This window comes from Kushneria aurantia DSM 21353 (assembly GCF_000382245.1).
GTDB lineage: Bacteria > Pseudomonadota > Gammaproteobacteria > Pseudomonadales > Halomonadaceae > Kushneria > Kushneria aurantia.
In genome coordinates, this window is sequence record NZ_KB907885.1 from 1 (window position 1) to 11,983 (window position 11,983).

10 protein-coding genes and 3 pseudogenes are annotated in these 11,983 nt (G+C 59.1%); 9 read left to right on the forward strand and 4 right to left on the reverse strand.

The features are described 5' to 3' along the window. From H146_RS20030 to H146_RS20835, 3 genes and pseudogenes are all read left to right on the forward strand, one after another. A pseudogene (locus H146_RS20030) lies at positions 1-500 on the forward strand (IS30 family transposase); the annotation flags it as partial. Between the two features lie 70 nt (positions 501-570). Next, entirely contained in the window at positions 571-1,368 is a 798-nt protein-coding gene (locus H146_RS20830) for a hypothetical protein (RefSeq protein WP_083920888.1), read from the forward strand. Next, complete coding sequence (locus tag H146_RS20835; RefSeq protein WP_083920889.1) at positions 1,368-2,588, forward strand: TRM11 family methyltransferase; 1,221 nt, start codon at positions 1,368-1,370, stop codon at positions 2,586-2,588. Before H146_RS20830 ends, H146_RS20835 begins: the two co-directional genes overlap by 1 nt. Before the next feature lie 175 nt (positions 2,589-2,763). On the opposite strand, the pseudogene H146_RS22595 reads toward H146_RS20835, so the two are convergent. Then, a pseudogene (locus tag H146_RS22595) lies at positions 2,764-3,078 on the reverse strand (IS3 family transposase); the annotation flags it as partial. 394 nt (positions 3,079-3,472) lie between these two features. On the opposite strand from H146_RS22595, the pseudogene H146_RS21485 reads away from it, so the two are divergent. Then, positions 3,473-4,082: pseudogene (locus H146_RS21485) on the forward strand (IS5 family transposase); the annotation flags it as partial. On the opposite strand, the gene H146_RS0114390 reads toward H146_RS21485, so the two are convergent. Continuing rightward, on the reverse strand, positions 4,079-4,798 hold the full coding sequence (locus H146_RS0114390) for a 16S rRNA (uracil(1498)-N(3))-methyltransferase (protein WP_019952587.1): 720 nt from the start codon (positions 4,796-4,798) through the stop codon (positions 4,079-4,081). The pseudogene H146_RS21485 and the gene H146_RS0114390 sit on opposite strands and share 4 nt — an antisense overlap. Before the next feature lie 153 nt (positions 4,799-4,951). Here H146_RS0114390 and purD point away from each other — a divergent pair, with 153 nt between their 5' ends. From purD to H146_RS0114405, 3 genes are all read left to right on the forward strand, one after another. Then, the gene (purD, locus tag H146_RS0114395; protein WP_019952588.1) at positions 4,952-6,250 is read left to right on the forward strand and encodes a phosphoribosylamine--glycine ligase; all 1,299 of its coding nucleotides are present in this window, start codon (positions 4,952-4,954) and stop codon (positions 6,248-6,250) included. Positions 6,251-6,355: 105 nt separating this feature from the next. Then, positions 6,356-7,228, forward strand: coding sequence for a phosphoribulokinase (locus tag H146_RS0114400; protein ID WP_019952589.1), 873 nt, complete (start codon positions 6,356-6,358; stop codon positions 7,226-7,228). A gap of 66 nt (positions 7,229-7,294) precedes the next feature. After that, positions 7,295-7,636 carry a histidine triad nucleotide-binding protein gene (locus tag H146_RS0114405; protein ID WP_019952590.1) on the forward strand — a complete coding sequence of 114 codons (342 nt, stop codon included), beginning with the start codon at positions 7,295-7,297 and terminating at the stop codon, positions 7,634-7,636. Between the two features lie 60 nt (positions 7,637-7,696). On the opposite strand, the gene H146_RS0114410 is transcribed toward H146_RS0114405, so the two are convergent. Next, positions 7,697-8,890, reverse strand: a complete 1,194-nt coding sequence (locus H146_RS0114410) for a CmpA/NrtA family ABC transporter substrate-binding protein (protein WP_019952591.1) — start codon at positions 8,888-8,890, stop codon at positions 7,697-7,699. After that, a complete protein-coding gene (locus H146_RS0114415) occupies positions 8,887-9,471 on the reverse strand; it encodes an ANTAR domain-containing response regulator (RefSeq protein ID WP_019952592.1) in 585 nt (194 codons plus the stop codon). The genes H146_RS0114410 and H146_RS0114415 overlap by 4 nt, the downstream gene beginning before the upstream one ends. A gap of 386 nt (positions 9,472-9,857) precedes the next feature. On the opposite strand from H146_RS0114415, the gene H146_RS0114420 reads away from it, so the two are divergent. Together H146_RS0114420 and H146_RS0114425 are read left to right on the forward strand one after the other, a co-directional pair. Continuing rightward, complete coding sequence (locus H146_RS0114420; protein ID WP_026352005.1) at positions 9,858-11,204, forward strand: MFS transporter; 1,347 nt, start codon at positions 9,858-9,860, stop codon at positions 11,202-11,204. A gap of 118 nt (positions 11,205-11,322) precedes the next feature. Then, a complete protein-coding gene (locus H146_RS0114425) occupies positions 11,323-11,982 on the forward strand; it encodes a 3-demethoxyubiquinol 3-hydroxylase (RefSeq protein WP_019952594.1) in 660 nt (219 codons plus the stop codon). Position 11,983: the final 1 nt, after the last annotated feature.

The following is an 11,983-nucleotide window of genomic DNA, read 5'->3' on the forward strand; positions in this document are numbered from 1 at the left end:
AAAACGTGAATTTCCTGGTCACTGGGAAGGCGACCTGATCAAGGGCAAGAGCAATGCATCGGCTGTCGGCACCCTCGTCGAACTCAAAAGCGGTTACCTGATTCTGGCGAAGATGAATGATGCGACTGCCACCTCGGCTGTAGAAGGCTTCAGCGCTGCGCTGAACCGAATGCCGCTGGCCGCACGGAAGAGCATGACGTATGACCAGGGACGTGAGATGACGCAGCATGCCCGGATCACCCAAAATACCGGTGTTGCTATCTATTTCTGTGACCCGCATAGCCCGTGGCAGAGAGGTGCCAACGAAAACATTAATGGGCTCATACGGCAGTACTTGCCCAGGGGAACGGATCTATCGGTCTACAGCCAGCAAGAACTGGATGAGATCGCACTTGAACTCAACATGTGCCCGCGGAAGCGCTTCGACATTCAAATGTCCCATTGAAATGATGAGCGAACTGATGGTGCAGTACCATGAGGCTCCGTCATCAACGCATTGACGGTGTTGCATTCAGAAGCTGCATCCGCCCCGTATTCTGTACATAACATGCTAAGCACCAAGGACTCACAATGCAGTCACAAGCCGACCAAAAATACTTCGATATATTTCTTGCCCCCATTTTAACTTGTAAAAACTATAAGCCAAAGCTTGGGGCTGGTGGGGCAGAAGGTGTCAATCTACAAAAATTCCACGAAATATACGGAGAAGATCCTTTCTATTCGTGGATAGGTGTTAATAGTGATTTAATGTATGCAGCTCACAAGGCCGCAGGCGGAATGACTTCTGTTTATAGGCAAATTGGCATTGGGTGTGAACGCTTATTTAGGGAAATTATTTTTGACCAAGCTGAGTATACAGACCGAGCCTTAGCTACTTGGTCTTATACTGCTCAAACAAGGTCAGGGAAGGCTAAAACACTTTCATTAGATGGGCGCTTAGAGCTTAATGAAATTGTTAACCAAGAAGTAAAAAACTCAACTGAAGAATGGTTGCGTAACTATTGTTCTGAGCTTGAAGTTCAATACCCTCAGAATGGTATAGTTTTTGAAGTAAGGCAAGGTTATAAAAGCAAGGATAGCAAACGCCAAAATGGCGACATAGATAATGCTACTGTAGCTTGGTCTAAAGGATATCTGCCTGTTTTTTCGGTATTTTCATCACAGATCGATAATGACATTGTGATGAGGTATCGAAACAATAGCTGTGGTATACTTATGGGCCTGAATAATGAAAACCCGAACATTTCTTTATTTGCTTTTTGTAGACAGGTTCTTGGATACGATATGGCAGCGTTTTTTGAGCGAAATTCCGCTGAATTACGAGAGCAAATAGAGGCCGTTTTAGAGAAATTGCTGAGAGCGGAATAATGCTATCTGTTAAGCAAAGGTCTGATTATACTTTCCGTTTCAACAAAAAAATGGGAAGGCATGGGTGGTTAAGGCTAACGCCTGCATACTCTGTAAAGCTTGTTCAAGAGCTTGTAGAAGAAACTCTAAAGGATGCTAGGATATTAGAACCCTTTTCTGGCACGGCGACTACGGGGCTTTGTGCTACGGAAAGCGGTATGATTTCTGATTCACTTGATATTAACCCTTTTCTAGTTTGGTTTGGTAATGTCAAGTGTGCTCATTTCGAAGAGAATGAGCTTAAAAAATTAGAACAGCGAATTGAAAAAGTTAACGAGCAACTTCCAAGCTTCTTGGAAGCAGACAACTGGGCACCAAAAATACACAACATTGAAAGGTGGTGGTGTGGGCATACATTGCCTTTGTTGTGTGCTTTAAGAGCATCTATTGTCGAAGAATTTGGCGAGCCTAGTGACGACCAATATAGCTCATTAGCATGGGTTGCTTTTTGTCGCTTAATGATTGAAACGTCCTCTGCTGATTTTAATCACGTTTCAATGTCTTTTAAAGAAGATGTGACGCGCTACGAAGTAAATCAAATAAAGTTGCTTTTCAAAGATATTGTTGAGGCTGTCGTTGATAGCACTAAAGAGAATCTTCTTGGAAATGCTGAAATTTTCCTTGGCGACTCAAGAACGCTTGATACTTTGAATGGTAAAAAATATGATCATGTTATAACCTCTCCACCTTATCCAAACCGGATGAGCTATATTCGTGAGCTTCGTCCATATATGTATTGGACTAAGTTTCTGAATGAGAAAAAAGAGGCGGGAGAGCTTGATTGGAAAGCGATAGGCGGAACGTGGGGGACAGCCACCAGTAAGCTTAAAGAGTGGGCTCCTGACGGTGTAGAACTTCCTGAAAGCCTATTAGTTGTGTGTGAGAAAATACTTCATGCAGAAAGCAAAAATGCTGACCTAATGGCTAGGTATGTTCATAAATATTTTTATGATATGCACAGCCATTTTGCAAGCCTTAGAAGTTTGCTTAATGCAGGGGCCAAGATTGATTATATAGTTGGCAACTCGTCTTTCTATGGAAATTTAGTTAATTCAGAAAAAATATTTGAGTCTTCGCTCGTTTCCCTTGGCTATAAGAATGTATCATCAAGAATAGTCAGGAAAAGGAACAGTAAAAAAGAGCTATTTGAGTTCTGTGTTACTGCCAAATGGAATGGATGATAATAAGCCAGCTTCATTGCTGGCTTTTTTGTTTGCCCCGCGAAGCCGGCAAACCCGGACACCTGAAAGAAGGTGTTGTCACCCCGACTGGGGGGAAGACAATCCGACTGGCAAGGGCGTCACTGGCCAACCGGAGCATGTCAACATAGTTGTCACATGAAATGACTTCGGCTCTTTAAAATTCTGCGGCTTGTGGCACCGGGTCCCACTCGGGGTTCAGGTGCACCACATCCGGCAGGCCGAGCTTGCGGATGTCGCCCGACCAGCGCTCCGGGTGATGCTCCTTTGCCGCCTCGAAGACCTCACGACGCTGCGCCAGGATGCCTTTGGCCTCGCCGTTATGGCGCTGGCTCGGTGTGACGTAGTGAAGCGCGCTGTACCGGTACTCGTGGTTGTACCACCGGGTAAATTGCTGAACCCACTCCTGAGCCTCGGCCAGAGTGGCGAAGCTGTCTGCGGGAAAGCCCGGCCGGTACTTCAGCGTCGGTGCAGGACGCCCGGCGTGACGGCGCTCGGCTGGCTAGGGCCGTAAGCGATCCACAAACCCATCTACCTAATCCAGTGAGGGCTGATCACACTGGTGATCTATTTGGTTTTGGAGATTGTCATGACCTGCGAACTCAACCCCACTCGCGCCTTTTGGCTGGGCTATCTTTACTGTGCCTCGACACTCAACATGCCGCTAAGTGATTACGCCGACTCACAGGCGTTACTCCTCACCGACCTGCTGACATGGGAGAAGCGCTTGAACGTGCAGGGCTTGCCGGTACCACCACGCTGCCGACCCTCGGCAAGGATGACGAACTCAATACGCTGCTCCCCTGGTGCTGGAAAGACACTCTACCGGTCGAACTCAGGTCGCAAAAGGTGGGGTTCGTGGACCGCTTACCCTTCGTCTACGAGAAGACGGTTATATGGATTTCGATACCTGGATGCTGGAATCAACCTCCATCAGAGCGACCCGGTCGGCCAGCGGTGCCGGCAAAAAGGGGGGCGATAGAACCATCCGACCACGCGCTCGGCCGCAGTCGGGGCGGGCTGACCACGAAAATACACCTGCTGTGCGATCGCCATGGGTTTCCAATCACCTTCTCTTTATCAGCAGGTCAGCGCGCCGACTCGACGCAATTGACCGGGCTATTGGAAAAGGTTCGATCGCCGGGGCGTTTGGGCTGTCCTCGCAAACGTAGCCGCTATATCGTGGCGGACAAGGGCTACGACAGCGATGCACTGCGACACTACTGCACTCGTTATGGCATGCGTCCGATCATTCCCCGACGCCGCATGTATCGATGCCCACGTCCGGGTCTGCCACATCAGTTTGATCGACCGAAATACCGTCAACGCAATGTGGTGGAACGACTTTTGGGCTGGCTGAAGGAAAAGCGGCGGTTAAATACACGTTACGACAAGCTGGCCAGCAGCTTCAAAGCCATGATGACGCTGGCCTGCATTGAGCGATGCATGAGAGCCGACTTTTCAGACAGAACCTAATAAAGCCGCGCCAGTAGCGCCACTACCGCTGTCTCGACGCGCAGAATGCGCGGGCCGAGATGAACCTGTTCGAAACCCGCCTGCCTGAGCTGTGCTATCTCGTAATCGACGAAACCGCCCTCCGGGCCGATCGCCAGTGTCAGCAGCGTGGCCATATCGAGTCCGCGCGGACATTCGCGCTCGCCGCCGGGGTGCGCGACCAGCGCACGGTGGCCTTCCAACAGTGCCGGTAGCTCGTCCTCGACGAAGGGGCGAAAACGCCGGCGCTGCTGGATAACCGGCAGCCGGGTGTCGCGCGCCTGTTCAAGGCCGAGGCGCAGGTGGGCGTCGATGCGCTCGTCGGCAAGCTCCGGCGACTGCCAGTAGCTCTTCTCGACCCGGGCGGTGTGCAGCAGGGTCAGCCGTTTGACCCCCAGCGCGGCAATGTTCTCCAGCGTGCGCGCCAGCATTCGCGGTCTGGGCAGGGCAAGTATCAGGTGTAGCGGCAGCGGGGGAGGCGGTGTTTCATCGAGCGGCCCCAGGTGAAACTCGGCGTGCTCGCCATCGAGCCGAACGAGGCGTGCGCGGCCGATGCCGCCGTTTTCCATGCCCACCGTCAACTCGTCGCCGGGCGCGGCGCGATGAACATCGACAAGGTGGCGCAGGCGCCGGCTGTCATGAATGCGGGCACGGCCGCTATCGAGCAGATCATGGGGAGTGAGCAGCAACAGGTTCATGGGGCCTCCGTCGGCAGCGGGGTGGCGATGATAGCGCAGCGCGTGCAGGCGGACGACCCGGCGCCTTTCTGACATAATGAGCGGCCCGGACAAGACTGTCCGGTGTGCGCCCGCACGCCGGATGCTGATGACAATCCTGAAACAGGACGGCGCATGAAGGTATTGATAATCGGCGGCGGCGGCCGCGAACATGCCCTGGCGTGGAAACTGATACAGTCGCCGCGCGTGGACGAGGTGCTGGTGGCGCCGGGCAACGCCGGAACGGCGCGCGAGCCGGGAGTGCGCAATCTCGATGTGGCGGTCGGCGATATCGAGGGGCTGGTGGCCGTGGCCCGCAACGAGGCGGTGGGGCTGACCCTGGTCGGTTCCGAGGCGCCGCTGGTTGCCGGCGTGGTGGATCGCTTCCAGCGCGAGGGGCTGGCGATTTTCGGTCCCACGGCGGCAGCAGCGCGGCTGGAGGGGTCGAAATCCTTCAGCAAGGATTTTCTCGCCCGTCACGCGATTCCTACCGCCCGCTATCAGAGCTTTACCGAGGTGGCGCCAGCGCTTGACTATCTCGATCGCTATCTCGAAGAGAGCGGGCTGCCGGTGGTGATCAAGGCCGACGGTCTGGCTTCCGGCAAGGGCGTGATCGTCGCCACCGAGGCCGATCAGGCGCGCGCCGCGGTGCGTGACATGCTGGAAGACAACGCCTTCGGCGATGCCGGGGCGCGAGTGGTGATCGAGGAGTATCTTGACGGCGAGGAGGCCAGCTTCATCGTCATGGCCGACGGCCGTCATGTGGTGGAGATGGCCACCAGCCAGGACCACAAGCGCGTTGGCGACGGCGACAGTGGCCCCAATACCGGCGGCATGGGAGCCTACTCGCCCGCGCCGGTAGTGACCGAGGCGGTGCGTCAGCGGGTCATGAACGACATCATTTATCCCACCATCGCCGGCATGGCGGCCGACGATCATCCTTATGTCGGCTTTCTTTATGCCGGCCTGATGATCGATAAAGAGGGCGCGCCGAAGGTGATCGAGTTCAACTGTCGACTCGGCGACCCCGAAACCCAACCGATTATGCTGCGTCTCGAGTCGGACCTGCTTGAGTTGTGCGAGGCGGCTATCGACGGCCGTCTCGACAGGCAGTCGTGTCGCTGGGACGCGCGCCCCGCGGTGGGCGTGGTGATGGCCGCCGACGGCTATCCCGGCAGCTACCGCAAGGGGGATGCGATCCGTGGTCTGGATAGTGCCGAGCGGCTGGGCTGCCGGGTATTTCACGCCGGTACGGCGGAGAGCGAGCAGGGCAATGTGGTGACCGCCGGCGGCCGTGTACTCTGCGTGACCGCGCCGGGCGAGGACGTGCGCCAGGCGCGCGATCTCGCCTATGCCGGGGTCGAGGCGATACAGTTCGAGGGCGGCTTCTATCGTCGCGATATCGCTGCCCGCGCTATCGACCGCCGTTCATAGCGCGCCGGGTATGGTTCGGTAGATAGAGCCCGGTATTCTCTACCGGACCATGGCCCGCGACGCGGCCGTGGTGTCGATCATTTCAGGCGGAGTGCGAGGAGCGCCATGTCACGCGAATATCCCGTGATTGCCATAACCGGTTCCTCGGGGGCGGGCACCACCACGGTGCGCCGCGCCTTCGAGCGGATGTTTGCGCGCAAGAACGTTCACGCCGCTTTCGTCGACGGCGACGCCTTTCACCGCTACAGCCGCGAGGATCTGGCGCGTATTTTTCGCGACGAGCCGGAGCGCAAGCATGAGCTGTCGCACTTTGCCGTCGAGGCCAATCTTCTCGATCGTCTGGAGCGGCTGTTCGCCGATTACGGCGAAGATGGCAGTGGCACCTGCCGCCACTATATCCACGCCGAGGACAAGCGCATGCTGGAGGCGGGCTACCGGGTCGGCACCTTCACCGAGTGGCAGCCGTTGCCGCGCGGCACCGACCTTTTGTTCTACGAGGGGCTGCACGGCGGGCTGGTCTCCGAGCAGCACGATCTGGCCCGTCACGTCGATCTGCTGATCGGCGTGACGCCCACGGTCAATCTGGAGTGGATTCAGAAGATCGACCGCGACATCAACATGCGCGGCCACTCCCACGAGGCGGTGGTGGACACCATCCTGGGGCGCATGCAGGACTATGTGCGCTACATCGTGCCGCAGTTCTCCCGCACCCATATCAACTTCCAGCGTGTGCCCACCGTCGATACCTCCAACCCCTTCGAGCCGCAGGCGATCCCCTCCGACGCCGAGTCCTTCGTGGTGATCCGCTTTCGCGACCGCGACAGCGCCGATTTCCCCTATCTGTTGACCATGCTGTCGGACGCTTTCATGACGCGCCCCAACACCCTGGTGGTGCCGGGTTCGCGCATGCCGCTGGCGATCGAGCTGATTCTGGAGCCCAAGATCGAGGCGCTGCTGGCACAGCGGCGCTTTCGCTGATTCAATTTCACTGTTGCCGCGCCGGCGTATCAGCCGTCGGCGCGATCCGAGCTACCGGGAGGCGCCATGTCCACGCTGTTTTCGAAAATCATCAATCGCGAGATCAAGGCCGATATCGTCTACGAGGACGACGAGCTGCTGGCCTTCAACGACATCAACCCTCAGGCGCCGGTGCATATCCTGATCATTCCCAAACGCGAGATCGCCACGCTCAACGATCTCGGCGAGGGTGACGCCGAGATCGTCGGCAGGCTGCACCTTGCCGCCGCGAAGCTGGCGAAGGAGAAGGGCATTGCCGAAGAGGGCTATCGGGTAGTGATGAACTGCAACGACATGGGGGGGCAGAGCGTTTACCACATTCACCTGCACCTGATGGGCGGGCGGCAGATGGGCTGGCCGGCGGGTTGAGTGCCGGCCAGCAGTGGCATTCTTCGCCACTATCTTCGCGACTATCCCGCCTCATACGTTTCAGGGCGTGAAGATGGCGTCGTCGAGAAAGCGGTCCGGCAGCATCCCGAGCGGGCCATGCGCCCCCTCGGTGTGCCAGGGCGCGCCGTGCCCACCTTCGCAGCGCCAGTCGGCAATGGGAGCATCAAGGCCCATTGAGTGTGCCGCGCGGCGATAAAGGTCGGGTCGTAGCGTATCCTCGATCTCCGCTTTCACTCTGTCCGGGTCCATTGCCAGATGGCCCCAGCGGCGCATCTGGGCGGCGTACCAGGCGGTCTGCGAACGCCACGGAAAGTTGGCCACGCCGTCAAAGAAGATGATGTCGCCACGCTGGCGATCAAGACTCGCCTCGATATCTTCCGGCGCGACGTTCAGGTAGCCCCCGTCGCTCAACCAGCGCGCTGTCTGCTGGCGATGGTTATTGTCCTCATCGAGCCAGCGGCAGGCGGCCAGCAGCGCGCGCAGCAGGGCGTGATAAGCCTCGCGGTGGGCCTCCTGCCAGTCGCGGCACACGCCGAATACCTTCTCCTGCGCCCCCTCCCAGATCGCCGCACCCTGTGCCACGATCTCGCCGATACCGCGCCGTGCGGCGATATCGTTCCAGGGGGCGCCTACGCAGTAGCCGTCGATACGCCCCTCGGCGAGCTGTTCGACCATCGCCGGTGGCGGTACCACGCGCAGCGACAGGTCGCGATCGGGGTCGAGACCGGCGCTCGCCAGCCAGTAGCGCAGCTGGTAGCGGTGCGATGAGAAAGGATAGACATTGGCCAGCCGCAGCGGCGGCAGGCCATCGGCACGTCGCGCCGCGATCAGCCGGGCAAGTGCTCTGGCGGCATCCAGGGCCTGTTCGCGAGCGCCGGCCCCGGCATCGCAACGGCGATAGTCGGCCATGGCGTCGGCCACCTCGCGGGAGAGCGTAATGGCGTTGCCGTTGCGACTCAGGGTCAGTGCCGAGAGCATGGGTGTGGTGCGGCCATCAAGCCCCAGCGAGCTCGCCAGCGGCATCAGCGGCAACAGCTGGGCGCCCTGAATGGCGCCGACCTGAAGTTTGTCGCGCAGACTGGCCCAGGAGCCCTCTACCTTCAGCCGGACGGCAAGCCCCTCGCGTTCGAAAAAGCCACCGTGCAGTGCCGCCACCAGCGGTGCGGCGTCGATCAGCGGCAGTATGCCCAGCGTCAGCGGCGCGAAGTTACCACCTGTCTTGTCAGCGCTCATGATTTTGTCTCCCGATCCAGCACCGTCAATACCTCGCCGGCCAGTTCGTGCATGCTCAGGCGGCGGTCCATGGCCAGCTTGCGCAGATACTGATAGGCCTCCTGCTCGTTCATGCCGCGTCGCTCCATGATCAGGGTCTTGGCGCGGTCGACGCGACGCCGCTGGTTGATGCTCTCGCGGGTGCGGGTGAGCTCATGGCGCAGGGCGCTGTGCTGCTCGAAACTGGCGATCGCCACGTTGATCATCGAGCGCACCAGCGCCGGCTGTAGCGAGGCGACCGCGTAGGTGGAAACGCCTGCCTCGGCGGCGCTGCGCGTCAGTTCCGGGGCATCCTGGTCGGCGAGCATGATCATCGGGCGCGGATAGCGCCGCCCTACATGGCCCAGGTACTCCAGCGTATCGCGACCCGGCAGCTCGGCATCGATGATGACGGCGTCGGGCTGCAGACGGTCGAGTTGATCGTGCAGATCGTCATCGCGGTGCACCGTCATGATCACCTCGAAGCCGGCCTCGATGAGCGCCTGTTCCAGGTGATGCGAGCGCGCCGGGCGATCATCGACGATCAATACGCGAACGCTCATGGGCGCCTCTCCGATGCTCCCGTCATAGAGGGTACTCCTGCCTTGGTGCTCGATCGAAGAGAGCCATTCTGCCGCTCTCGAAGGGCGCTGACCAGCCGTCTGTGCCAGCGCGCCAGCACTGTGCGACAGCCGTGTGAGTTGCACCGCTTGTGCGCGCCATGTGCCGCTTGCAGCCTCGCCTCTGATAGCTCAAATCGCGATGGCGCAATGATTTACGCCAAAATGGCACGGCCCTTGCTTGACGAAAAGCGACAATTGAGCAGAAGGCCGCAGCGCCTCTGCATCGACGTGGACCAGGCCCTGTGGGTACGAGTGCGTCGCCAGGCGATTCCGGTGCGCGTTCAGCGATACCGGAAGATTCGATAATGCTATGCCAGGGCGACGTCATGGAAATCAAAAACAAGGCTTCACGTATACGGCTTTTCAGCCTCAAAACGCCGCAGATGCGTGCGTTTCACCTCTCGTGGTTTGCTTTTCACGTCTGTTTTTTCGGCTGGTTCGGTATCGCCCCCATGATGGCGGTGGTGCGTGACGATCTGAACCTGACCAAAACCCAGATCGGTAACACCATCATCGCCTCGGTGGCGGTTACCGTGGTGGTGCGCCTGTTTATTGGTCTGCTTTGCGACCGCATCGGGCCGCGACGCACCTATACCTGGCTTTTGTGCCTCGGCGCACTGCCGGTAATGCTGATCGGTCTCGCCGACAGCTTCGAAACCTTTTTGCTCGCGCGGCTGGCGATCGGTGCGATCGGTGCCTCCTTTGTGATCACCCAGTACCACACCTCGGTCATGTTTGCGCCCAACGTGGTGGGTACTGCCAACGCCACTACCGCGGGCTGGGGCAACCTCGGTGGAGGGACCACCCAGATTCTGATGCCGCTGGTGCTCTCCGGGATTCTGATGCTGGGCGTCAGCGAAACCCTGGGCTGGCGGCTGGCCATGGTGGTGCCGGGGGTAGTGCTGTTTCTGACCGGGCTGGCCTATTGGCAATTCACTCAGGACGCCCCCAACGGCAACTTCGATGAGTTGCGTGAAAGCGGTGAGCTGGTGAAGGCCGAAAAGGAGTACGGCGCCGGTGCCAGCTTCGGCGCGGCGATCCGCGACGTACGAGTGTGGGCGCTGTTCGTGGTGTATGCCGCCTGCTTCGGCGTGGAGCTGACGATCAACAATATCGCCGCGCTCTACTATTTCGACAATTTCGAGCTGTCGCTTGAAGCGGCAGGCCTGATCGCCGGTCTGTTCGGCCTGATGAATCTGTTTGCCCGCGCGCTGGGCGGTTTTTTCTCCGACTTTTTCGCCCGTGTCAGCGGTCTCAATGGTCGCGTGCGCTGGCTCTTTCTGGCCCTGCTGCTGGAGGGCATCGCATTGATGCTTTTTTCTCGAATGGCGGTACTGGGCGTGGCGATCGCGTCCATGGTGGTTTTCAGCCTGTTTGTACAGATGGCCGAGGGCGCCACCTATGGCGTGGTGCCCTTCATCAATAAAAAGGCGCTGGGCGCGGTGGCCGGTATTGTCGGTGCCGGCGGCAATGTGGGCGCAGTGGCGGCCGGTTTTCTGTTCCGCTCGGAGTCGCTCAGCTATCAGCAGGGGCTCCTTTTTCTGGGCGTTGCGGTCACTGCGATCTCCTTTCTGGCGCTGACCGTGCGTTTCTCGAAAGAGACGCTGGACGAGGAGAATGCTGTGCTGAACGAGTCGGAGGAGCAAATCGATTCAGCAGTGGCGCTGCGCTGATGTGACAGGCAAGCCGACGAGCTGACCGAGCGCCGCACTCATTGCCGAGTGCGGCGCTTTTGCGTGGTGGCGATGGCGACTATAGTCAAGGCGGATGCCGACTACCCGGAGCGTCGCCATGACCCGCCGATTCACCGCCAGCGATCGCGTCGTCGATCAATTCGATACCCTGCTCAGAACCCTGGTGCCCGGCGCCAGCCGTGCCAGTCGCGCCTGTCCGGGAAGCGCTCGGGAAGATACGCCGATGAGCAGCGATGAGCGTCATCGCAGCGTCGAGGTGCTGCGCTATTACCACCGTGCCCGCATAGTCGGGCAGGGTATTTATCAGGGCCAGCGGCTTGCCAGCGCACCGGTCAGCCACTACCAGCCGATAGATGCACTGTCGGTGCGGGGGGTGGATCAACTGGCATGGTGTGAATTGCGCCTGGCAAGCCTTGATAGCGGGCCACCGCGGCTGGCACCGCTCTACTATCTGGGCGGGCTGGGGGTCGGCTTTGCCAGTGGCCGCCGCGGCGTTGCCAGCGGTCTGGGGCTGGTTCATCACAGCGAGCAGCAACTGGCCGACCTGCTGGCGCGTCAGATCGGCGAGGTGGCGTCGGCCGACCGCTCCAGCGCCGAGCTGTCGCGCCGGATGCTGGAGGACGACACGCGTCATGCACGCTGTGCGCTGGAGGGCGGTGGCAGGCAGTGGCCGCAGCCGCTGGGCTGGGCGCTATCGCTGGCTGGCCGCCTGCATCAGCGCATCAGGCTGCGACAGGGCGGCTCGCCGGTGGGGTGAT

Excerpts from the sequence above, each read along its gene's own strand:
- H146_RS20830 (WP_083920888.1), top strand. The coding sequence starts at position 571 with ATGCAGTCACAAGCCGACCAAAAATACTTCGATATATTTCTTGCCCCC.
- H146_RS20835 (WP_083920889.1), top strand. The coding sequence starts at position 1,368 with ATGCTATCTGTTAAGCAAAGGTCTGATTATACTTTCCGTTTCAACAAA.
- H146_RS0114390 (WP_019952587.1), bottom strand. The coding sequence starts at position 4,798 with ATGAACCTGTTGCTGCTCACTCCCCATGATCTGCTCGATAGCGGCCGT.
- purD (WP_019952588.1), top strand. The coding sequence starts at position 4,952 with ATGAAGGTATTGATAATCGGCGGCGGCGGCCGCGAACATGCCCTGGCG.
- H146_RS0114400 (WP_019952589.1), top strand. The coding sequence starts at position 6,356 with ATGTCACGCGAATATCCCGTGATTGCCATAACCGGTTCCTCGGGGGCG.
- H146_RS0114405 (WP_019952590.1), top strand. The coding sequence starts at position 7,295 with ATGTCCACGCTGTTTTCGAAAATCATCAATCGCGAGATCAAGGCCGAT.
- H146_RS0114410 (WP_019952591.1), bottom strand. The coding sequence starts at position 8,890 with ATGAGCGCTGACAAGACAGGTGGTAACTTCGCGCCGCTGACGCTGGGC.
- H146_RS0114415 (WP_019952592.1), bottom strand. The coding sequence starts at position 9,471 with ATGAGCGTTCGCGTATTGATCGTCGATGATCGCCCGGCGCGCTCGCAT.
- H146_RS0114420 (WP_026352005.1), top strand. The coding sequence starts at position 9,858 with ATGGAAATCAAAAACAAGGCTTCACGTATACGGCTTTTCAGCCTCAAA.
- H146_RS0114425 (WP_019952594.1), top strand. The coding sequence starts at position 11,323 with ATGACCCGCCGATTCACCGCCAGCGATCGCGTCGTCGATCAATTCGAT.